The following is a 23428-nucleotide window of genomic DNA, read 5'->3' as shown; positions in this document are numbered from 1 at the left end:
AAGTGGTGACGAGAACGAGTCTCGTCGTCAAAAAATAGAGTTTCCGGCCACAAAATGGTGACGAGAAAGGGGTCTCGTCGCCAAAAAAAGGAGTTTCACGCCACAAAATGGTGACGAGAATAAGTCTCGTCGTCGAAAAAGAGCGTTTTCGGTTTCAAAATGGTGAAGAGAATAAGTCTCGTCGTCAAAATATGGAGTTTTTCGCCTCAAAAAGGTGACGAGAATAGGTCTCGTCGCCAAAAAAAGGAGTTTTTCGGCTTAAAATGGTGACGAGAACGAGTCTCGTCGTCAAAATATGGAGTTTTTCGCCTCAAAAAGGTGACGAGAATAAGTCTCGTCGTCAAAAAATAGAGTTTCCGGCCACAAAATGGTGACGAAAACAAGTCTCGTCGTCAAAAAAGCCTTCATCCATTTTAGAAACCACTCACAATCTAGACCAAACTGTTCACTTCATCAAATCGTTAATTTTCTCGTATACTTGTGCAAGGGCTGACTCATATTTCCCGGTCTTTTTCGGCTGATAATATTTTTTCCCCGCAATTAAATCAGGTAAATATTGTTGTTTTACCCAGCCCGATTCGTAATCATGGGGATATTTATAGTCGATTCCTCGGCCTAGTTTTTTTGCTCCAAGATAATGAGCATCTTTCAAATGGTCTGGAACTTCCCCGCTCCGGCCATTCTCAATATCAGCAATTGCGGCATCAATGGCCATAATGGCTGAATTCGATTTTGGCGATAAACATAGGTCAATGACAGCATTTGCCAGAGGGATTCGCGCTTCCGGAAAACCGATTTTTTCAGCGGTTGTAACGGCGGCAACCGTTCTTGCTGCTGCCTGCGGGTTAGCCAGACCAACATCTTCATAAGCAATCACTAGGAGACGGCGGACGATGCTTGGGAGATCACCAGCAACAATCAATCTACCTAAATAGTGGAGGGCTGCATTGACATCACTGCCACGAATCGATTTTTGAAATCCGGATAAAACGTCATAATGGGCATCGCCATCACGCTCGTGGGAAAAGCCTTTTTTCTGGATACATTCCCCGGCAATCTCCACATTAATGTGAATAATGCCGTCATCACTCGGTTCGGTTGAGAGTACAGCCAATTCCAGACCGTTTAGGGCGCTTCTGAGATCCCCGTTTGTCGCATTTGCTAAAAACTCAAGAGCGTCATCGGTTACTTCAACCTGAAATTTCCCTAATCCCCGTTCACTGTCTGCCAATGCCCGATGCAAAACTTCCTTTATATCTTCCGGTTGTAACGGTTTTAATTCGAAAATTTGACAGCGACTGCGAATTGCCGGATTAATGACATGATATGGATTTCCAGTTGTTGCCCCAATTAAAACAATCATCCCGTTTTCCAAATAGGGGAGTAAAAAGTCTTGTTTTGCTTTATCTAAACGATGGACCTCATCTAATAAAAGAATCACTCTGCCGCTCATTTTTGCCTCTTCAACGACAATTTCCATATCTTTTTTATTATTCGTAACGGCGTTTAACATCCGAAAAGCGTAATCCGTACTTCCGGCAATCGCACTGGCAATGGATGTTTTTCCGACACCGGGCGGACCAAACAGAATCATCGAAGACAATTGTCTTGCCTTCACCATCCGATAAATAATTTTTCCTTTCCCGACAAGATGTTTTTGTCCGGCCACTTCTTCTAAAACTCTGGGACGCATGCGATAAGCTAATGGTTGTGTGTTCATATGTCTTCCCCTCATATCTGGTTATACAACTAATCTAACATAAAGATTTTTTCGGGGAAAGATATAAGAAGCTACTCATGCCGCAATAGAAAATTATTTCGGGCAAAAATTTTTGTCCTTTCATTTAATGAGCGATTTCATCACACGTGCCGCCAATGTAGTTAATAAAAGAAAAATATGTTATAATTTCAAAATGGTCATGAATTAAAAAGGGGACGGGAAATGACAAAGGAAGAACGATTTGTCCAATTTTTTATATTTTTTATCGGTATTATCATTATGGCTTTTGGAATAGCCTTAACGATCAAAGCCAACATTGGGGTGGCATCATGGGATGTCTTGCATATCGGTTTGTATAAACAAATGGGTTTGACAATTGGCACTTGGAATATCATCGTTGGTCTCATCATCTTGTCTATTTCCAGTATTATCATGAAAAAATTACCGCAACCCGGGGCTTATATAAACATGTTGTTAGTCGGTATTTTTATCGATTTATTTTTATTGCTTCCTATTCATTCAAATTGGATCAGTATGAAATTATTTATTTTGTTTGTCGGAATTCTCATCTATGCGATCGGAATGGGAATTTATATATCGGCGAGTTTCGGTACAGGACCACGGGATAGTTTGATGATGGCTTTGCATTTAAAAAAAGGATGGAAAATTCAAAACGTCCGCCTCGTCATGGAAGTATCGGTAGTAATCATCGGCTGGATTCTCGGCGGACCTGTCCATATTGGTACAATTATTATCAGTTTACTCATCGGACATGTTTCCGGTGTAACTATACCTTATTTTTATAAAAAGACGAAGAAAATAATGGAAATGATTCGCTTAAAAAATGAGAAAGAGAAGACAATGGTTATTTAATAATTAGCATCAAAAAAGTTTTACGGAAAATTCAACACAAGCAATAGTGTTATATTTGTTATGACACTATATTTACGTTGATTTTTTAATAAAATCGGCTGTTTGGATTTTACCATTTATATAGGAGTGAGTAATTGAATGAAGATTTCAACAAAAGGCCGTTACGGTTTGACAATTATGATTGAGTTAGCGAAAAAATATGGCGAGGGTCCGGTGGCTTTAAAAACAATTGCGAAAGCGAACAATCTGTCGGAACATTATTTGGAGCAAATCGTCTCTCCGTTAAGGAATGCGAGATTAGTAAAGAGTATCCGAGGAGCATATGGAGGGTATACTTTAGCTAATGAACCAACAGAGATTACCGCCGGAGATGTTATCCGTGTTTTAGAAGGTCCTATTCAGCTTGTCGAAGGTATTGAAGATGAAGAACCGGCTAAAAGAGAATTATGGATCCGTATTAGCGATGCGATTAAAAATGTATTAGATAATACAACATTAGATGACTTGGCAAAACATTCCAAAGATGAATCTAGTAAGGAAGGCTATATGTTTTACATTTAAGGTTAGTCGCATGTATATTAAAGAGGTTGAAAATTATTTAAAGTTATTTTAAAAGCGGGTGTAAAGATGGAAAGATATTATGTCGATCATGCTGCTACTTCACCGCTCCATCCTGACGTGATTGAAGTAATGACCGAAACAATGAAAAATACATTTGGAAATCCTTCAAGTATCCATTCGTTTGGACGAGAAGCCAGGAAGATTATTGATGAAGCAAGAGGCTCCATTGCCGACTCGATTCATGCTGATTTTCAAGAAATTGTTTTTACGAGCGGCGGTACCGAGGCGGATAATTTGGCATTAATGGGTGTCGCCTTTGCAAACCGGGGAAGGGGAAAGCATATCATCACCAGTCAAATAGAACATCATGCCGTCCTCCATACCTGTGAGGCATTGGAAAAGCAGGGTTTTGAGGTTACTTATCTTCCTGTTGACAGTCAAGGCTTTGTTTCTGTTCAAGATGTAAAAGCGGCATTGCGTGATGATACCATTCTCGTTTCCATTATGTTTGCCAATAATGAAGTCGGGACGGTTCAACCGATCAAAGCGATTGGCGACTTATTAGCCGGTCACCCTGCTTACTTCCATACCGATGCCGTTCAAGCGTATGGACTTTTGCCAATTGATGTACGTGAAATGGGCATCGATTTATTGTCAGTTTCCGCACATAAATTAAACGGTCCAAAAGGGATCGGATTTCTATATGCGAAAACGGGTGTCAGATTCATTCCTGCCCTGTATGGTGGTGAGCAAGAACGGAAACGCCGGGCGGGAACTGAAAATGTGCCTGCGATTGCCGGATTTAAAAAAGCGGTCGACATCAGTCAGGCGGAACTAGGGGAAAAAACCGCCTTTTATGAACAATTACGGACAAGCTTTCTTGAAACATTACAAACATCAGGCATTGATTTTAAAATAAACGGGGCAGAAGAAAATCGCCTGCCTCATATTGTTAACATCAGCTTTCCGGGTACAAATGTTGAACAAATGCTTGTCAATCTTGACTTGGAAGGTATTGCAGCATCGAGCGGATCGGCGTGTACAGCCGGATCATTGGAACCAAGTCATGTGTTAAGTGCAATGTATGGGCATCAGGCAGATGAATTAACCAATTCAATCCGATTCAGCTTCGGTTATGGAATAACATTAGGGCAAACAATTACGATTGCCGAAAAAACAGTGAAGGTTGTTAAACGGCTAACCGGAAAATAGAAAGTGATTTGGTGGTGAATAACTTGAAAAAACCCGAAGATACACGCGTCGTTGTCGGGATGAGCGGCGGTGTCGATTCGTCGGTAGCCGCTTATCTTTTGAAACAACAAGGCTACGATGTGATTGGTGTGTTTATGAAAAACTGGGATGATACCGATGAATTTGGTGTTTGTACGGCAACGGAAGATTATGAAGATGTGATTCGTGTTTGTAATCAAATCGGTATTCCTTATTATGCTGTCAATTTTGAAAAGGAATATTGGGATAAAGTGTTTACCTATTTCCTGGATGAATATAAAGCCGGTCGGACACCAAATCCGGATGTCATGTGTAATAAGGAAATCAAATTTAAGGCATTTCTTGAACATGCGTTGAAATTAGGTGCTGATTACTTGGCAACCGGTCACTATGCCCAAGTGAAATTTATTGACGGTGAATACAAAATGTTGCGCGGCAAAGATGCCAACAAGGATCAAACGTATTTCTTGAATCAACTATCACAAGAACAAATTTCCAAAGTGATGTTTCCAATCGGTCACATGGATAAAAAACGAGTTCGGGAAATTGCTAAAGAAGCCGGACTTGCGACAGCAACGAAAAAAGACAGTACCGGGATTTGTTTTATCGGTGAGCGGAACTTCAAAGAATTTTTAAGTAAATACTTACCGGCTCAACCGGGCAGAATGGAAACTTTGACCGGTGAAATGAAAGGTTTTCATGAAGGCCTCATGTATTATACGATCGGTCAGAGACACGGGCTCGGTATTGGCGGTTCCGGTGATCCGTGGTTTGTTGTTGGTAAAGACTTGGAACGAAATGTCCTTTTGGTTGGTCAAGGCTATGATAATGATGCGTTATATTCGGATGCAATCATTGCGACCAATGTAAGTTGGGTCTCTGACAAAGAAAAACCTGCTCAATTTTCATGTACGGCCAAGTTCCGCTACCGCCAACCGGATCATGGTGTTACGGTTACACTTTTAGGGAATAACACAGCAAGAGTTGAATTCGATGAACCGATACGTGCGGTCACACCGGGGCAAGCCGTTGTTTTCTATAACGGTGAAGAATGCCTTGGTGGAGGTACCATCGATCAAATTTTCAAAGACAATGAACGATTAAAGTATGTGGGGTAAAAATCGGAGGATCAGCTAAAATGTTATGCTGGTCCTCTGTCCTTTTTATAATAAATTCTATATAATTATTTTTGGATAGTCCCTTTTGTTTGTTTTATATAATTTGTCAATGAAACCTTTTTCGTTATCATCTTGGGGGAGAAACGAAGGAAATCCCTAATTTGTCGACAAGACCCAATCTTGAAAAAAATCTTTGGACAAAACGTCGATAGGCTCTATGCTCGTTTCTTATAAAAATGCTTATAGTACCATTTTTCAACATATCTTCGGAGGGGGAAACGGAAATGCAACAAGAAGAACGTTATATTAAAGGGCGACCGATCGTCACCATTTTTCACAATGAACAAAATTTATATACCGTTCTTCGGATTCGTGTCGATGAATCAAATGAGGCTGGTGTGAACAAAGATGCGGTTGTCACCGGCTATTTCCCCCGTCTGTATGAAGAGGAAACTTATATTTTTTACGGAAAGTTTTCGGATCATCCAAAATATGGTCCACAATTTCAAGTTGACCATTTTCGAAAAGATCTGCCAAAGACAAAACAAGGTGTTGTTCAATATTTATCAAGTGAACTTTTTAAAGGAATTGGAAAGAAAACGGCTGAAAATATTGTGGACGTTCTGGGTGAAAATGCTATCGAGCGCATCATGAAACAGCCGTCTTTATTGGACACGGTACCGAAATTGGCTGCTGATAAAGCAAAATTGTTACATGAAAAATTAATAGAGTATCAAGGGTTAGAAAATATTATGGTCGGGTTGAATCAATACGGGTTCGGTCCGCAGCTGTCTATGCGAATCTATCAAACATATAAAGAGCATACACTGGAAATCGTCGAAAATAACCCGTATAAACTTGTGGAAGATATTGAAGGAATTGGCTTTGGTCGGGCAGATGAATTAGGCTTTAAACTTGGCATGAAAGGAAATCATCCGGATCGGGTTAAGGCCGGTTGTTTATACACATTAGAAACAGATTGTATTCAAGAAGGTCATTGTTATTTGGAAAAGAAAACTTTCATTCCGACTGTTAAAAAGTTGCTGGAATCTAACCAGCCGGTGGAAATTTTTCCGGAAGAAATTGAGCATGAACTTTTGAAACTGGAGGAAGAAGGAAAGATCGTCATCGATGAGGAACGTGTATTTCTACCTTCCATTTTTTATTCGGAAAAAGGTTTGGTAACGAATATAAAAAGAATCTTGGCTCAAAAAGAATTTGAAGACGGCTTTCCGGAATCAGAATTTCTACTTGCATTAGGTAGTTTAGAGGAACGGCTTGGTATTCAATATGCTCCATCACAAAGGGAAGCAATTCAAACCGCACTCTCCAGTCCAATGTTAATTTTAACCGGCGGACCGGGAACGGGAAAAACGACGGTAATTAAAGGAATCGTTGAACTGTATGGAGAATTGCACGGTTGCAGTTTGGATCCAAAAGACTATAAAAAGGATGAAGTGTTTCCGTTTGTGTTGGCTGCTCCAACCGGTCGGGCCGCAAAACGGATGGCGGAATCAACCGGTTTACCGGCAGTAACGATTCATCGATTACTCGGATGGAATGGAACCGAAACCTTTGATTATAACGAAGATAATCCGATTGAAGGGAAGATTGTTATCATTGATGAGATGTCGATGGTTGATATTTGGCTTGCCCATCATTTATTTAAAGCGTTGCCTGCGCATGTGCAAGTAATTTTGGTCGGTGATGAAGATCAATTACCTTCCGTTGGCCCGGGGCAAGTTTTGAAAGATTTATTAGCCTCAGAACGAATTCCGACCGTTCGTTTGACGGATATTTATCGACAAGAAGGCGGCTCATCCATTATTCAGCTTGCTCATGCCATAAAAAACGGGACGATACCGGAAGATTTAAGAAAGCAACAAAAGGATCGTTCATTCATTTCTTGCCGTACGACACAAGTTGCTGATGTCGTAAAGCAGGTCGTCGGACATGCAATCAATAAAGGTTATACACCTAAAGATATTCAAGTTTTGGCACCGATTTATCGGGGGCCGGCCGGAATTGATGAACTGAATATACTTCTCCAAGAAATATTGAATGGAACGAACAAGGAAAAGCAAAGGGAATTAAACTTTGGCGACCATACTTACCGGGTTGGCGATAAAGTTTTGCAATTAATCAATCAACCGGATAAAAATATTTTTAACGGTGATATCGGTGAAATTGTAGCTATCTTTTATGCAAAAGAGACAGAAGAAAAAGTTGATCAACTGGTCGTTTCGTTTGACGGCAATGAAGTTACTTACCCGAGACAGGATTTACATCAAATTACCCTTGCCTATTGCTGCAGTATTCACAAATCGCAAGGGAGCGAATTTCCGATTGTCATTCTACCAATTGTCAGAGGCTATCACCGGATGTTACGAAGAAATCTTATTTATACGGCCATCACGCGGAGTAAAGAAAAATTAATTTTATGCGGGGAAGAGGATGCCTTTCGAACCGCTGTTTATCGTACGGATGATAATATGAGGAACACGACGTTAAAGAAACGATTATTGCAAGAAATAAACGGAAATCACACTCCGGATATCGGGGTAGTGAAAGAAGATATGTCTTATGAAGAACGATTAATGAATACGGATCCGATGGTTGGCATGGAGAATATTAGCCCGTATGATTTCATGATTGAAGATAGAGCGGAATATTTAAGTTGACCTGATATCCAGAGAGAAAGTTTTGTAAAAATGATTATTTTCCCAACAATTTGGGCAGAATGGTATAAAATAATATTTATAAATTTGATTTGAGGTGGAAAAGTGGAACTAATTTGCCCAAATTGTCACAGTAAAGATATTGGGAAGATCGGGATCAATCAATATTATTGCTGGAACTGTTTTATTGAGCTATCGGTTTCAAATGGGATGATTCACACACATCAGGTGGAAGAAGACGGATCCCTTTCCTCCCTGGATGATTTATTCCCGGAAGAAGAACGTCGCTATCATGCATAATATCGCTCCATCCTCTCAAACTATAACGAGGAGGGAGTGTTGTCGATGGATATTAAAGTGAAGTGGTATTACCGATTAGGATTTTTATTATTACTATTTGTTGTTCTTTATGTGTTTATCAGACTTTCACCGATGTGGAAACCGGTAATTCAAATTTTTTTGAAGGTACTGTTACCTTTTCTGATTGCCGGATTTATCGCTTACTTATTATATCCGCTTGTGGAGAAACTCCATCAAAACGGGTTACAGAGATGGCTTTCCGTCTTATTAATCTATATTTTATTTTTTGGGGGAGTCGGTTTTGCCATTTATAAAGGAATACCTGTCTTTATTAAACAATTAAAGGATCTTTCCGAAAACATCCCCGGTTTCATACACCAGTATGAAATGTGGGGAGATTTTATTGAAAGAAAAACAAAAACTTGGCCGCTCGGAATTCACGAACAAATTGATGTCGGTTATCAAGCGATTGAGGAAGGACTTAAGCGGCTGATTGAACGAATTTTAAAGTTTTTTATATGGTTAGTGGACAATTTTTTTCTGTTAATCCTGGTTCCATTTATTGCATTTTATATTTTAAAAGATATTGATTACTTAAAAAAAACATTTTGGTCCTTTGTGCCTAAAAAATGGCGGGAACAAACGAGAGATTTTCTTTTCAACGTCGAGCAATCGCTTGGAAATTATATCCGCGGGCAACTGACTGTCTGTGCCTTAGTTGGCATTATATCGATGGTCTTTTTCTGGCTGATCAAAATAGATTACCCGCTTTTACTTGGCTCGATCATTGGGATTACGAATGTGATTCCGTATTTTGGTCCGATTATCGGTGTCGTTCCAGCCGCAATTATTGCATCTCAAACATCCGTAAAAATGATTATTTTTGTTGTTTTGTTTGTCTTTTTCCTTCAGTTTCTTGAGGGAAATATTTTATCACCTTACATAGTCGGGAAATCTTTACAGATGCATCCTTTATTAATTATATTTTCCATCTTAATTGGTGGTGAAATCGGCGGGGTACTGGGACTTATCATGGCGGTTCCGTTAATTGCGGTCATTAAAACTACTATTTTGCAAGCTTTGGATCAGTTTAAAAGGCGGGATTATGGTTAATTTTTTTCGCTTAATTTCCGGATACCAATCATTTTCGATAATTGACAAGGAGACGGTCAAATACTAGAATAAAAAATATGACTGGAGATTTAAAAATATCAACACATTGACGGAGCGAGTATGTATCAATGAGTCTAAAAAAGAGAGAAATTTCCGTGGCTGAAAGAAATTTCCAGACAGTTGTTACAGAAGGCTACTCCCGAGTGCAGCTAATCCCTGCCGTTACTTCGCGTTAAGAAGGCTAAAGTGATGAGAGTGATTAAGACTTTCATAACTAGGGTGGTACCACGGAACAGACTCTTCGTCCCTAATTTTAGGGGAGGAGTTTTTTTATTGGAACAAAATGGAAATAAATAAATTAGGGAGGAATTCGCTTGAAAAAATTGACAAGTGCTGAAATTCGTCGTATGTATCTTGAGTTTTTTCAGGAAAAAGGACATAAGATTGAACCGAGTGCATCGCTCATCCCGCATGATGATCCGTCATTACTTTGGATTAACAGCGGTGTTGCCACATTAAAAAAATATTTTGACGGCCGGGTAAAGCCGGATAACCCGCGGATTACGAATGCCCAAAAATCGATTCGGACCAATGACATTGAAAACGTCGGGAAAACAGCACGCCACCATACTTTTTTTGAAATGCTCGGTAATTTCTCAATCGGTGATTATTTTAAAGAAGAAGCCATTATTTGGGCATGGGAATTTTTAACAAGCCCGAAATGGATTGGCTTTGAGCCGGAAAAATTATCCGTAACAATACATCCCGAAGATGAGGAAGCGTACAAAATTTGGCATGAAAAAGTCGGGATACCGGAAGAGAGAATTATTCGGTTAGAAGGCAATTTCTGGGATATCGGTGAAGGACCAAGTGGCCCAAATTCGGAAATTTTCTATGACCGCGGACCGGAATTTGGCAATGATGATAATGATCCGGAATTATATCCGGGTGGAGAAAATGACCGGTATTTAGAAGTTTGGAACTTAGTCTTTTCTCAATTTAATCATAATCCCGACGGTTCATATACGCCACTGCCGAAGAAAAACATTGATACCGGGATGGGGCTGGAACGAATGGCCTCTGTTATTCAAAATACAAAGACAAACTTTGAAACAGATCTGTTCATTCCTATTATCAAAAAGACGGAAGAAATATCCGGTGTGAAATATGGTGAAAATGAAGAATTTGATGTGGCTTTTAAAGTGATTGCTGATCATATTCGTACCGTTACTTTTGCTGTTGGTGATGGGGCATTGCCGTCTAATGAAGGTCGAGGCTATGTGTTAAGGAGACTTTTGAGACGTGCCGTTCGTTATGCAAAACAAATTCAAATCGAACGCCCGTTTATGTTCGAATTAGTTCCGGTTGTCGGGAAAATTATGGAAGACTATTATCCGGAAGTGAAAAACAAGGCGGAATTCATTGGAAAAGTGATCAAAAATGAAGAAGAACGATTCCATGAAACATTAAATGAAGGAATCGCAATTTTAACCGATATCATTGAAAAAGCAAAAAGTACCGGTAAGAAAACAATAGCTGGGGTCGATGTTTTCCGCCTTTATGACACGTATGGATTTCCGGTTGAGCTAACGGAAGAATACGCACAAGAGGCCGGGCTTGCAATCGATCATCACGGTTTTGAAAAAGAAATGGAATTACAAAGGGAACGGGCCCGAAAAGCACGGCAAGAAACAGGTTCGATGCAAGTTCAAGGCGGTGACTTGGGAGAATTCACTGTTTCCAGCACATTTGTTGGATATGATACACTTGAAACGAATGCAAAAATTATCGGTATATTTAAAGATGGAAAACTCATTTCTTCGGCCAATCAAGGGGAAGAAATTCAGCTTATCTTGGACCAAACGCCTTTTTATGCGGAAAGCGGTGGGCAAATTGCGGACCGTGGTACGATTACGGCTGAAGGTCTCGTAATAGAAGTCCTTGATGTCCAAAAAGCGCCAAACCGGCAAAACCTTCACCGGGCTGTTGTCAAGCAGGGGCTAGCAGAAACCGGCCAAACGGTCTTTGCCAAAATTGACAGCAAAAATCGTTTGCAAATTACGAAAAACCATTCAGCAACCCATCTTTTACATCGAGCTTTGAAGGATGTCCTTGGTGAGCATGTCAATCAGGCGGGCTCGCTTGTTGAACCGGATCGGCTCCGTTTTGACTTTTCTCATTTCGGACAAGTAACCGAAGAAGAGTTGAGCAAAATTGAAAAAATTGTCAATGAAAAAATTTGGGAAAGCTTACCGGTAGAAATCATGGAAAAACCGCTCGCCGAAGCTAAAGCAATGGGTGCGATGGCATTGTTTGGTGAAAAGTACGGCGAAATCGTCCGTGTGGTCAAAATGGGTGAATACTCCATCGAGCTTTGCGGCGGATGCCATGTTCCGAACACTTCCGCCATCGGTCTATTTAAACTTGTTACCGAAACCGGAATTGGAGCCGGGACCAGAAGGATTGAAGCAGTAACGGGTGAAAAAGCTTACCAATATATGTCAGATCAAATTCAAATATTAAATGATGCCGCACATAAATTAAAGGCGAACGTGAAAGATGTTCCGGAAAAAATTGCGGCCTTGCAAAAAGAATTACGAGAAGCCCATAAAGAAATTGAATCATTAACTGCCAAATTAGGCAATATAGAAGCAAAAAGCTTAATAAATAAAGTAAAAGAAGTAAATGGCATTCAGTTGCTGGTCAGTCGCGTCGAAATTAATGAATCCAATCAATTGCGAACTATGTTGGATGAGTTAAAGCAAAAAATCAAGTCCGGTGTCATTGTTCTTGGTGCAGTATTGGATGGAAAGGTACAACTGATTGCGGGGGTAACGAAAGACCTAACCGGAACTTATCACGCCGGTAAATTAATCAAAGAAGTTGCCGGTATTTGTGGCGGTGGCGGCGGTGGTCGTCCGGACATGGCCCAAGCCGGTGGAAAAGATCCAAATCGTTTATCTGAAGCACTTCAATATGTAGAAGAATGGATAAAGAATACTTGATGATCGGTACCTTTAGAAAAAATCGGAACGCATCGTAAATCGAAGAACATGCACGATTTCGGTTGTTGCGTATTTCGATGAAGCTCCCGGTGCAATGAAGAGATGGGAAAGTATAAGTTGAAAATTATACTTTCCTTCTGCAAAAAAGATTTCATTAATTAGACAAGTAGTGTAAAATAAAGACAAATAACCGCAACCTGAGTTTGATCGGAGGTGCATGACCATGAGTTCACTTGATCGGACGATGCAATTTCATTTTCCGGAAGAACCAATCAATCAAGAAGTACAAAAAGTTCTTCAGGAAGTTTTTTTAGCATTAGAGGAAAAGGGATATAATCCTATTAATCAAATCGTTGGCTATTTATTATCAGGTGATCCTGCTTATATTCCCCGTCATAAAGATGCAAGGAATATTATTCGAAAGCTGGAGCGGGATGAGATTATTGAAGAATTGGTAAAGTTTTATATTCAAGAGCATCGTGAGGAAAAATAATGCGAATTTTAGGACTGGATGTTGGCTCAAAAACGATTGGGGTGGCGGTTAGCGATGAACTGGGCTGGACTGCCCAAGGACTGAAAACCATCCAAATTCAGGAAGACGAGCAAAAATCCGGAATACCGGAACTTGAAGAAATCATTCGAGAATACGGAATAGAAAAGATAATTGTCGGCTTACCCAAAAATATGAATGGAACAATCGGCCCACGTGGTGAAATTAGTTTGCAATTTGCCAAACTGTTAAAAAACAGGTTTAGTTTACCCGTGGAGTTATGGGATGAACGATTAACGACCATGGCTGCAGAACGAATTTTGTTGACAGCCGATGTAAGCAGGAAAAAACGTAAAAAGGTAATTGATAAAATGGCGGCCAGTCTCATTTTACAAAGTTATTTAGATAGTTTAGGAAGCCAGTGAAATTTATACATGAAAGCCCTTTAAACGAAGGGGTAAGGAGGAAAATAATGGAACACGGTGAAAACCATATTATGATTATTGATGAAGATGGTAATGAAGAACTATGTGAAATATTGTTTACTTTCGAATCTGAAGAATTTGGTAAGGCGTATGTTTTATACTACCCGATAGGAGCAGAAGAAGACGATGAGGGAGAAATTGAAATTCATGCCTCAAGCTTTCTTCCCGGAAAAGAACAAGGAGATTTATTACCTATCGAATCCGAAGCGGAATGGGATTTAATTGAGGAAATGCTTGAAACTTTTTTAGGTGAAGATGAAGAGTAAAATATAAAGCTTTTACATGTCCCAAAACAGCGGATCATTTAATTTAGATTGTGGTTCCTGTTTTTGGGACATTCTTTTTTAAAATGAATTTTGCTGACAAAATTAAAAGTTATAGTATAATAATTCAAGATGAGAAAAAATTTTCGAGTATATTCTACATTATTTGCACTCTCACAAGGAGGGTTTGGATGGATAACAATAAGGACAAGGAAAAAATCATGGAGATCGTTAACAAAGAGAAATATAAAGAAGCAAAAACAGTGAGAAAAATAGTTTTTATTACAACGGCAATCATCTTTTTATTATTAGCCGGTATTTTAACCGGTGGCTATCTGTATATTCACTCTGCATTAAAGCCGGTTGATCCCGACAGTAAACAAGAAGTTCAAGTGGAAATTCCAATGGGTTCCGGAACATCAGCCATTGCGTCAATTTTAGAGAAAAACCGGGTTATTAAGGATGCGCTGGTTTTCAAATATTATGTAAAATTTAAGAATGAAACCGATTTTCAAGCCGGCACATACTTACTTTCACCGTCAATGACGATGAATGAAATTATTACAAGTTTAAAAACCGGCAGTGTATATAAAAAGGCCGCCTTATCCATTCCTGTTCCGGAAGGGTTAAGATTGACAGAAATCGCTGGGATTATCGCCAAAAAGACTGATTACAGTACGGAAGAAATCGTAAATACAGTAAATAGTCCGGAGTTTATCAAAAAAGCGATGGAAACTTATCCTGAGCTTATAACGGAAGATGTTTTAAATGAAAACATTAAATTCCCACTGGAAGGTTATTTGTTTCCGGCTACATATAGCTTTGAGGAGAAGAAGCCGCCGCTTGAAGAGATCCTTCTGGCGATGATTAAAAAAACAAATGATGTCGTTGAAAAGTATCGAATTGATCTTGAAAGTAAAGGAATCACTGTCCATCAATTATTAACATTGGCATCCCTGGTAGAGGAAGAAGCAACAAATGAGGCAGATAGAAAAACAATTGCCAGCGTGTTCTATAATCGTATGGAAACCGGTATGTCTCTGCAAACAGATCCGACTGTCATTTATGCAATCGGGGAACATCGTGATCGGCTTACCTTTAAGGATTATTATGAAGTAGTGGATCCTTACAACACCTATTTAAATAGCGGCTATCCGCCGGGACCGATTGCCGGTAGCGGTGAAATGTCAATCGAAGCTGCTTTATATCCGGCTAGCTCGGATTACTATTACTTTTTAGCAACGCCTAAAGGTGAAGTACTGTTTTCAAAGACATTAGAAGAACATAATGAAAAATATGCTCAATATATTCAGTCGAATCAATCGAATAAATAATTGTTTTAAGATTTTCTCGCTTTTTCTATATGTTTATGGTACAATGTAAGCCGTATATTTATAAAGTCTGTTTTTGTTTATCTTTGTTGCTAAAAAACTTTAATTAAGCCAAAGTGTCATTCATAAAGGGTCTATCCGGCAAGCGGTTTCCCTTTATAATGACTTTTTTCATGTATGAATCGATAACGGCAATTCTTAAGGAGAAACATCGATGATTGATGGAAAACTGTTGAGTTATTTATATAAACAAATACCGGAACGAAAGCCTTTCTTTAAAGAGATGGAACAATACGCGCGGAGGCATGCGGTCCCAATCATGGATCTGTATAGTATGGAAACAGTTCTCGTACTTCTTAACATGTTTCGGCCGAAGAAAATTTTGGAGATTGGTACCGCAATCGGCTATTCTGCATTACGGATGGCTGATGCCACCGGAGCGAAAATCGTTACGATTGAACGCGACGATGACCGTTATGAGATGGCAAAAGCCAATATTGCTCTTGAAAATAAAGAGGAACAAATTACCCTTATCAAAGGAGACGCTTTTGAAGTTTTTCATAAGGTGAGTGCGGTTGCTCCTTTTGATTGCCTGTTTATCGACGCGGCAAAAGGCCAGTATCAAAAATTTTTTGAAACGTATACGCCGCTTTTAACTGATCGTTCTCTTGTCATCACTGATAACGTCCTGTTTAAAGGGTATGTTATTGGGAATGAAGGAGAAAATAAACGCTTACATAAACTGGGGGAAAAAATCGACCGTTACAATAATTGGCTCATCCATCACCCGGATTATCAGACGGTTATCTTACCTGTTGGCGATGGAATAGCCATTAGTGTTAAGAAAAGTGCATCATGAGCTAAATTTTTCAGTACATTTTTTGTTCTCCTAAAAATAACCTGACTACGGAGGTGGAAGAGTTGCCTGTACCCGAACTTTTAGTCACACCGACCAACATAAATGATATTCTTCCATTGATTGAAGCCGGTGCAGACGCTTTTGTCATTGGTGAAATGCGTTACGGTTTGCGACTGGCCGGTGAATTTAACAAGGCGGATATAAAAAATGCGGTTGAAATTGCTCATAATCATAAGCGAAAAGTATATGTCGCAATGAATGCGATTTTTCATAATGAAAAAGTGGAAGAGCTCGATTCCTATCTTCAATTTTTGCAAGAAATTGCTGTAGATGCGGTGGTTTTCGGCGATCCGGCTGTACTGATGGCTGCGAAACAATCTGCACCAAATATAAGGCTTCATTGGAGTACTGAAACGTTAGGAACGAATTGGTATACATGTAATTATTGGGGACGAAAAGGCGCAAAACGTGCGGTTTTAGCCCGGGAATTGAGCATGGATGAAATTTTGGAAATAAAAGAAAATGCCGAAGTGGAAATAGAGATTCTCGTACATGGAATGAGTTGTATGTTCCAATCCAAACGTCCTTTAATCGACAATTATTTCCAATTTCAAGGGAAACAGATGGAAGTTCGACAATCTGGACAAGGTTATCTGTTTTTGTATGATCCGGAAAGAGACAATAAGTATCCGGTTTTTGAGGATGAAAACGGGACACATATTATGAGTGCCAACGATATTTGCATTATTGATGAATTGCAAGAGTTAGTCGTTGCCGGCATTGATTCCTTTAAAATAGACGGTATCTTTCAATCACCGCAATATATCATTGAGGTAACGAAATTGTATCGGAAAGCGATTGATCTTTGTGTTCATGACTCCAATCAATATGAAGAAGAAAAAGATCAACTGTTGGAAAAAATTATTGCCATACAGCCGCAAAATCGCGGTCTCGATACAGGCTTTTTCTTTAAAGAAACAGTTTATTAAAGGAGGGGAAATATGGTTCAACTCGTCGATAAAATTTCAGAAATACGTAATGGCAAAAGAGTTATCGTAAAGAAACCGGAACTACTTGCTCCGGCTGGTAATTTGGAGAAATTGAAGATCGCTGTTATGTACGGTGCGGATGCTGTATTTATTGGCGGTCAAGAATATAGTCTTCGCTCAAACGCAGATAATTTTACCTTAGAGGAAATAAAAGAAGGCGTATCATTTGCAAAAAAATATAATGCCAAAGTGTATGTTACAACGAATATTATTGCCCATAACGAAAATATCCCCGGCCTGGAAAATTACTTGCGCGGATTGGAAGACGCCGGTGTTAGTGGTATTATTGTTGCAGATCCTTTGATTATTGAAACAGCTAAAAAGGTCGCCCCCGGATTGGAACGTCATTTAAGCACGCAACAATCTTTATCCAATTGGAGAGCAGCCCAATATTGGAAAGAAGAAGGTTTAGAACGGGTTGTGCTGGCGCGGGAGACCACTGCTGCAGAAATTAAGGAAATTAAGGAAAAAGTGGATATTGAGGTTGAAATTTTTGTTCATGGTGCCCTTTGCATTGCTTACTCCGGACGCTGTGTATTAAGCAATCATATGACAGCCCGGGATTCCAATCGTGGCGGTTGTTGTCAAAGTTGCCGCTGGAATTACGATTTATACCGGCAAGAAGCTGGACAAGCAATTCCGCTATTTTCCGATAATGATTTCCCATTCGCCATGAGTTCAAAGGATTTGAATTTACTGAAATATGTTCCGCAGTTAATTGAAATGGGCATAGACAGCTTTAAAATTGAGGGGCGGATGAAATCTATTCACTATGTGGCAACAGTCGTAAGTGTCTATCGGAAAGTAATTGATGCCTATTGTGCTGACCCGGATCACTTTGAATTTAAAGACGAATGGTTGCAAGAATTAGCGAAATGCGCAAATCGTGATACGGATTACGGGTTTTATAAAGGATTACCCGGTTATCAACAACAATTATTTAATGAATCAAGACAAAAACCGTCACATGATTTTGCCGGAATGGTGTTAGACTATGACGAAGAAACAAAAATGGTCACCGTACAGCAACGGAACTTTTTCAAGATTGGTGATCAAGTGGAATTTTTCGGACCAAATATTGATAACTTCACGATGACTGTGAAAAATTTATATGATGAAGAAGGAAATATGCTTGATGCGGCAAGGCATCCTCTACAAATCGTTCGTTTTCAAGTTGATCAGCCTGTACATCGTTACAACCTAATGCGGAAGGAGAACGTACATGCAGTCTAAACCTATCGTAATAGGAATCGCAGGTGGTTCTGGATCGGGAAAGACAAGTGTAACAAGGGCCATTGTCAAACGGTTTGGTGAAGATTCAATCGCATTAATTGAGCAAGATGCGTATTATAAAGATCAGAGCGATAAACCGTTTCAAGAACGTTTACACACGAATTATGACCATCCGCTTGCGTTTGATACGGATTATTTAATTGAACATATATCGCAATTATTACAATATAAATCAATTGAAAAACCGGTTTACGATTATACAATTCATACCCGTTCCCAAGAAACCATCCATGTTGAACCGAAAAGAGTCATTATTATTGAGGGAATTCTTGTTTTGGAAGATGAACGATTGCGGCAATTAATGGATATTAAATTATTTGTTGATACAGATCCGGATATCCGAATTATCCGGAGGCTGTTGCGTGATACAAAAGAACGAGGGCGAACGGTTGATTCAGTCATTAATCAATACTTATCAATGGTCAGGCCCATGCATAACCAATTTGTTGAACCGACAAAAAGATATGCGGATATTATTATTCCGGAGGGCGGACAAAATAAAGTAGCGATCGATTTAATGGTGACTAAAATTCAAACAATTCTTGAACAAAAATCTTTTTTATGAAACAATAGGTGTTAAATTATTTGATAAACGTTTTTCTTTCCAGTAATTGGAATATATATTAGAAAATAGGTCGATAAAAAGATAAGGAGTGACACAAATGGCACAAGAAAAACAATACCCAATGACGAAAGAAGGAAAGGAGAAAATCGAGCAAGAACTTGAATATTTAAAAACGGTTAAGCGGAAAGAAGTGGTCGAAAGAATTAAAATTGCAAGAGATTTTGGAGATCTATCTGAAAACTCCGAATATGATTCTGCGAAAGATGAGCAAGCGTTTGTTGAAGGACGGATTGCCTTGCTTGAAACGATGATTCGTAATGCTGTCATTATCGAGGGTGATGAGGCTAACAGCGATACAGTGACACTTGGAAAATCAGTTACTTTTATTGAGTTGCCTGATGGAGAAGAAGAAACATATACGATTGTCGGTAGTGCGGAAGCCGATCCGTTTGAAGGGAGAATTTCCAATGACTCACCGATTGCAAAAAGCCTTCTCGGCAAAAAAATCGGTGATGAAGTAACCGTACAAACTCCCGGTGGAGAAATGTATGTCAAAATTGTTGCTGTGAAATAATAGTTGTTTTAGACTTTCCAGAGCCGATCCCATCTTTAGGACTCTCCATGTTTCTCCGTGATACATTCGGATTTCATGGAGATAAACAGATGGTAACGGCTCTTTTTATACGTTTATGGATCAAATACCTGCGAACTGCTTTTTAATAAAATTATTGCCCGGTTTCGATGGTGATTGATCAAATATCGGTGAACGGCTTTTCAACAAGTTTATTAGCTTTAAATCGGTAGCTACGAAAGCAGTCCCTTCCTTTTCTTATGATGAAACCCCGGTTAAATTATGCCTCTTACGTCAACAATGGTAAGGGGTGATTTTCAGTGATTCACAAGCGGTTTATCATAATAGGAACGATTTTTCTCATTTGTTTATCGGTCCTTCTCGGCAGACTGTCACAAATTCAGTTGTTTGAAACAAAAAGTTTTACAGATCGGAATATCAATTTAATCGAAGAAAGTGTAAAACAACGTTCACAGGAAATGGTGATTGATAACGGACGCGGAAAATTTTACGATCGTAACATGGTCCCTTTAACATATGAAGCTGTTCCATCATTAATTCTGTTTCCGTTTTTAAAAAAAATGGAGTGGGATGTAGAAAAAGTGGCAAGTATCATTGATGTTCGGGAAAATGAGATTTTACAAGCTCTTGAAGCTGCAGAAGAACCAATCGTCTTTGGTAAACCTGAACCAATCGTTTTAACCGAAACCCAGATGAAGGCAATTAATCAGCTGAAAATTCCGGGCGTATTTGCAGTGAAAAAACAGTATGACCGAAAAATACCACCGGCTGCACAACTGATCGGCCTCGTAGGACAAAATGAAAAGCAAATCAGTCTTCGTTATCCGGATAAAAACATACCTAAAAATACAAATATCGGAATTTCCGGTCTGCAAAAAAGTTTTGATGAGTTTTTATTACAAGAGGAAAACACGAAACTGATTTATCATGTAGATGGTCACGGGGGGCCTCTCTTCGGTATTGATGTCAAATATACGGACCCTTCAAACCCGTTTTATCCGGTTAATGTTCAAACAACCATTGACGGCGAAATTCAAAAAAAGGCAGAAGAAATAGCCGAACGACATAAATTGAAAAAGGGTGGTCTGATCCTTCTTGATATCGATACGAATTCCATTATTGCTTCTGTATCTCGTCCGGAAATGAACGAATCAAATCCCTATGGTAATGATGGAGCGAAAAATTATATGCTGACAGCGCAAATCCCCGGTTCGGTATTTAAAACAGTTATTGCTGCTGCTGCCATTGACGCTCAATTAGTACCGCAAAACCGGACATTTGATTGCAGTCGAACAATTCACGGTGAGATCGATCAACAATTTCAGCACGGAATGATTGATTTTACAAAAAGTTTTGCTGTCAGTTGTAATAACACTTTTGCGACTTTAGCAAAGGAATTAAATGAGATTGACAAGAATATGATTGAAACATATGCAAAAAAATTGGGCCTGACTGAAGAAGTCGGCTGGCAAGGTGATGTTTATCATTTTGACGATTTTAAACAATTGGCAGATGAAGAAAAAGGACAAATATTTTTATCTGATGCGGAACGGAAAGACAGTAAACTGGTTGCTCAAACCGGGATTGGTCAACAAAATGTTCGAATTACTCCGTTGCAAGCTGCCAATATGATGGCTACGATTGCCAGGGGAGGAGAAAAGAAAATGGTACGCGCCGTTTATTCAATCCGTTATAAAAACGGAACTACCCTGTATCAGTTTCCCGAAAAAAAATTGAAGGGTGATACCTTGGCGCCGTATACTATAAGTAAACTCCAGCAATTATTACGTGAAGTTGTTGTCGATGAAGAAGGAACCGGAAGATATTTAAAAAATTTGCCGTATGAAGTTGCCGGTAAGTCAGGGACAGCTCAAACATATCGGTATAATGAAAATGGTCAGGAATATGTAAACAAGTGGTTTGTCGGCTATTTTCCCTTTGATCAACCCAAATATGCTTTGGCGGTTGTTTATTTGGATGCTTTATCAACAGATGGTTCCGTAACACCAATCTTTCAAGATATGGTAACTTATTTGTCCCACCTTAACGGGCAGTAAGACCCTTTCCTCAATATTTTCGAGTAAAGAGAAGATAGGGGGGGATGAACTGCCCGCATAATTCAACTAAGGAGCTGTCCGGATACTCAAAATAGGTTGATTGAAGTGAAGGTGCCCGTGGGAAGCGTCCGCCACCGAAACTATACTTTTAGGACAGCACCAAATTTCACTTTAAAAACGTACGATCACCGATAGTTTTCGATCAATAACTTTAACGTAATAGGAATGTTACAAAATTTTTACTGTACAATTATGTTAACATAGCTACATAATGGAATCGGATCTATTTTTCATCAGATTGGGGGAATATCGATGGCAAATAATAATCCACAATCAAGACAAGGCCGCAGAAAGAAAACGAAGCAACAGAAACAAAACCTGATTTTAAATATTTCTATTGCAATAGTTTTCATATTAATTATCAGTGTTGGTTGGTCGATTATCGCTTCACCTAATAATGCCAAAGAGACTGCAGGAGATACAAATCAATCGACCGAAACAGCTGTAAAAGATAAGACAGCTAACAAACAGAAAGATAGTAAAGAAAAGAGTGAAGAAAAGAAAGCAAAAGAAAACAAAGAAAAAGAAAACAAAGAAGCAAAAGAATCCGAAGAAAAATCTTCAGAGGAGGAAAACGAAACTTCGCCGGATGAAGAAGATGTCATTAAGGTTAATAGCAATGATCCGAATGTTATCGAAGCAAAGATTAACCCAAATTGGAAGCCGGTCGGAACTAGTCAAACCGGAGAGCATATTACTCAATATAATCAAGGATCAACAGATTGGCAAGAAATGTTAAAGGCAATTAGCTATGCAACGAATGTGGATGTTGGTAATATGACGGTATTGTGGATCGGAAATGGTGGCGAACCGAATAAAAATGCTGTCGGCACCATTTCCACGAAGGATACAGGGCTGATTTATCGAGTTTATCTCGAGTGGGTTGATGGAGAAGGCTGGAAACCGACCAAGCTGGAACAACTAAAAGAATTTAAAAAGTAATAGGAGTGTCTTAGGTGAAAATAGCTGTCATCGGAGCAATGGAAGAAGAAGTTATCATATTAAGAAATCAACTGGAAAATAAAAAGACGGAAATAATTGCAAACAGTGAGTTTAGTTCCGGAACATACGGAGGCAAAGATGTTGTTTTGTTAAAATCAGGAATCGGTAAAGTGAACGCTGCTATGTCGACAACGATTTTAATTGAACGTTATCATCCTGATTTGATTATTAACACCGGGTCCGCTGGAGGATTAAATCCGGAATTAAATGTAGGGGATCTTGTTATTTCCGATGATGTTTGTCATCATGATGTTGATGCAACGGTTTTTGGCTATGCTTATGGCCAAGTTCCCCAAATGCCCGCCGCCTACCAAGCGGATGAACGACTAATTCAGGTCGCAGAAGAAGCGGCCAGAAGTCTTGAAGGAATTCAAGTAAAAAAAGGACGGATTGCTTCCGGGGATTCATTTATGAGCGATCCGGACCGTGTTCAAATGGTTGCTGAAAAATTTCCGGGACTGCAAGCGGTGGAAATGGAAGCGGCAGCGATTGCTCAAGTCGCATACCAGTACGGACTCCCGTTTGTCATCATTCGGGCATTATCTGATATTGCCGGGAAGGAATCGGATTTATCATTTGAACAATTTTTACAAACTGCCGCACTGAACTCTGCTAATCTTGTTATCGAGATCATTCGAAAATTGTAAACGATAAGGGGCTGACGTCATCAAATTTGTAGCGGTGATGTCAGCTTTTTTTATACGTTAAGAAAGTATAAATTTCCAGCAGAGAAGCGAATTCGACGTAGTTGGAAATTTTAAGAATTAAGTATAAGTGCATAAGG

At 39.3% G+C, this 23428-nt stretch carries 21 protein-coding genes and 1 other annotated feature; of the genes, 20 read left to right on the top strand and 1 reads right to left on the bottom strand.

Annotated elements, in window-relative coordinates; all coding sequences use genetic code 11:
* Nucleotides 1-445 precede the first annotated feature (445 nt).
* Nucleotides 446-1720: a replication-associated recombination protein A gene (locus LIZ98_RS11655; RefSeq protein WP_227138893.1), complete on the bottom strand. Its 1275-nt coding sequence runs from the start codon at nucleotides 1718-1720 to the stop codon at nucleotides 446-448.
* Between the two features lie 222 nt (nucleotides 1721-1942).
* Here LIZ98_RS11655 and LIZ98_RS11650 point away from each other — a divergent pair, with 222 nt between their 5' ends.
* The 20 genes from LIZ98_RS11650 to mtnN all read left to right on the top strand — a co-directional run bounded on the left by LIZ98_RS11650 (nucleotide 1943) and on the right by mtnN (nucleotide 23291).
* On the top strand, nucleotides 1943-2593 hold the full coding sequence (locus LIZ98_RS11650) for a YczE/YyaS/YitT family protein (RefSeq protein WP_227138892.1): 651 nt from the start codon (nucleotides 1943-1945) through the stop codon (nucleotides 2591-2593).
* A gap of 138 nt (nucleotides 2594-2731) precedes the next feature.
* Entirely contained in the window at nucleotides 2732-3154 is a 423-nt protein-coding gene (gene cymR / locus LIZ98_RS11645) for a cysteine metabolism transcriptional regulator CymR (protein ID WP_034771297.1), read from the top strand.
* Between the two features lie 66 nt (nucleotides 3155-3220).
* On the top strand, nucleotides 3221-4366 hold the full coding sequence (locus LIZ98_RS11640) for a cysteine desulfurase family protein (RefSeq protein ID WP_034771291.1): 1146 nt from the start codon (nucleotides 3221-3223) through the stop codon (nucleotides 4364-4366).
* An 11-nt stretch (nucleotides 4367-4377) separates the two neighbouring features.
* Entirely contained in the window at nucleotides 4378-5502 is a 1125-nt protein-coding gene (gene mnmA / locus LIZ98_RS11635; RefSeq protein WP_309240443.1) for a tRNA 2-thiouridine(34) synthase MnmA, read from the top strand.
* A gap of 284 nt (nucleotides 5503-5786) precedes the next feature.
* Nucleotides 5787-8183 carry an SF1B family DNA helicase RecD2 gene (gene recD2 / locus LIZ98_RS11630; protein WP_227138890.1) on the top strand — a complete coding sequence of 799 codons (2397 nt, stop codon included), beginning with the start codon at nucleotides 5787-5789 and terminating at the stop codon, nucleotides 8181-8183.
* A gap of 102 nt (nucleotides 8184-8285) precedes the next feature.
* A complete protein-coding gene (locus tag LIZ98_RS11625; RefSeq protein ID WP_034771285.1) occupies nucleotides 8286-8480 on the top strand; it encodes a hypothetical protein in 195 nt (64 codons plus the stop codon).
* Nucleotides 8481-8525: 45 nt separating this feature from the next.
* Nucleotides 8526-9593, top strand: a complete 1068-nt coding sequence (locus LIZ98_RS11620) for an AI-2E family transporter (protein ID WP_041903925.1) — start codon at nucleotides 8526-8528, stop codon at nucleotides 9591-9593.
* A 97-nt stretch (nucleotides 9594-9690) separates the two neighbouring features.
* Nucleotides 9691-9905 (top strand) — a binding site (T-box leader).
* 62 nt (nucleotides 9906-9967) lie between these two features.
* A complete protein-coding gene (gene alaS, locus LIZ98_RS11615; protein WP_227138889.1) occupies nucleotides 9968-12598 on the top strand; it encodes an alanine--tRNA ligase in 2631 nt (876 codons plus the stop codon).
* 223 nt (nucleotides 12599-12821) lie between these two features.
* Nucleotides 12822-13091: an IreB family regulatory phosphoprotein gene (locus tag LIZ98_RS11610; RefSeq protein ID WP_034771279.1), complete on the top strand. Its 270-nt coding sequence runs from the start codon at nucleotides 12822-12824 to the stop codon at nucleotides 13089-13091.
* Complete coding sequence (gene ruvX, locus LIZ98_RS11605; RefSeq protein WP_216407751.1) at nucleotides 13091-13513, top strand: Holliday junction resolvase RuvX; 423 nt, start codon at nucleotides 13091-13093, stop codon at nucleotides 13511-13513. Before LIZ98_RS11610 ends, ruvX begins: the two co-directional genes overlap by 1 nt.
* A gap of 47 nt (nucleotides 13514-13560) precedes the next feature.
* On the top strand, nucleotides 13561-13839 hold the full coding sequence (locus LIZ98_RS11600) for a DUF1292 domain-containing protein (RefSeq protein ID WP_034771277.1): 279 nt from the start codon (nucleotides 13561-13563) through the stop codon (nucleotides 13837-13839).
* 188 nt (nucleotides 13840-14027) lie between these two features.
* Nucleotides 14028-15170 (top strand): endolytic transglycosylase MltG, encoded by a 1143-nt coding sequence (mltG, locus tag LIZ98_RS11595; protein WP_227138888.1) that lies wholly within the window; start codon nucleotides 14028-14030, stop codon nucleotides 15168-15170.
* A 211-nt stretch (nucleotides 15171-15381) separates the two neighbouring features.
* Nucleotides 15382-16026: an O-methyltransferase gene (locus tag LIZ98_RS11590; RefSeq protein ID WP_034771245.1), complete on the top strand. Its 645-nt coding sequence runs from the start codon at nucleotides 15382-15384 to the stop codon at nucleotides 16024-16026.
* Between the two features lie 62 nt (nucleotides 16027-16088).
* Entirely contained in the window at nucleotides 16089-17015 is a 927-nt protein-coding gene (locus LIZ98_RS11585) for a peptidase U32 family protein (RefSeq protein WP_227138887.1), read from the top strand.
* 12 nt (nucleotides 17016-17027) lie between these two features.
* Entirely contained in the window at nucleotides 17028-18308 is a 1281-nt protein-coding gene (locus LIZ98_RS11580) for a peptidase U32 family protein (RefSeq protein ID WP_041846224.1), read from the top strand.
* Nucleotides 18298-18933: a uridine kinase gene (udk, locus tag LIZ98_RS11575; protein WP_041847519.1), complete on the top strand. Its 636-nt coding sequence runs from the start codon at nucleotides 18298-18300 to the stop codon at nucleotides 18931-18933. Before LIZ98_RS11580 ends, udk begins: the two co-directional genes overlap by 11 nt.
* Before the next feature lie 97 nt (nucleotides 18934-19030).
* Complete coding sequence (greA, locus tag LIZ98_RS11570; protein ID WP_034771240.1) at nucleotides 19031-19507, top strand: transcription elongation factor GreA; 477 nt, start codon at nucleotides 19031-19033, stop codon at nucleotides 19505-19507.
* Between the two features lie 317 nt (nucleotides 19508-19824).
* Entirely contained in the window at nucleotides 19825-21582 is a 1758-nt protein-coding gene (locus tag LIZ98_RS11565) for a peptidoglycan D,D-transpeptidase FtsI family protein (RefSeq protein ID WP_227138886.1), read from the top strand.
* 312 nt (nucleotides 21583-21894) lie between these two features.
* The gene (locus LIZ98_RS11560; RefSeq protein WP_227090809.1) at nucleotides 21895-22584 is read left to right on the top strand and encodes a YrrS family protein; all 690 of its coding nucleotides are present in this window, start codon (nucleotides 21895-21897) and stop codon (nucleotides 22582-22584) included.
* Nucleotides 22585-22598: 14 nt separating this feature from the next.
* Entirely contained in the window at nucleotides 22599-23291 is a 693-nt protein-coding gene (gene mtnN / locus LIZ98_RS11555) for a 5'-methylthioadenosine/S-adenosylhomocysteine nucleosidase (RefSeq protein ID WP_034771237.1), read from the top strand.
* Nucleotides 23292-23428 lie beyond the last annotated feature (137 nt).

The sequence above is a fragment of the Caldibacillus sp. 210928-DFI.2.18 genome (assembly GCF_020554505.1).
GTDB classification, from domain to species: domain Bacteria; phylum Bacillota; class Bacilli; order Bacillales; family Caldibacillaceae; genus Caldifermentibacillus; species Caldifermentibacillus hisashii.
Note: the sequence above shows the minus strand (reverse complement) of the source record. Positions and strands in the feature narration are given on the sequence as shown.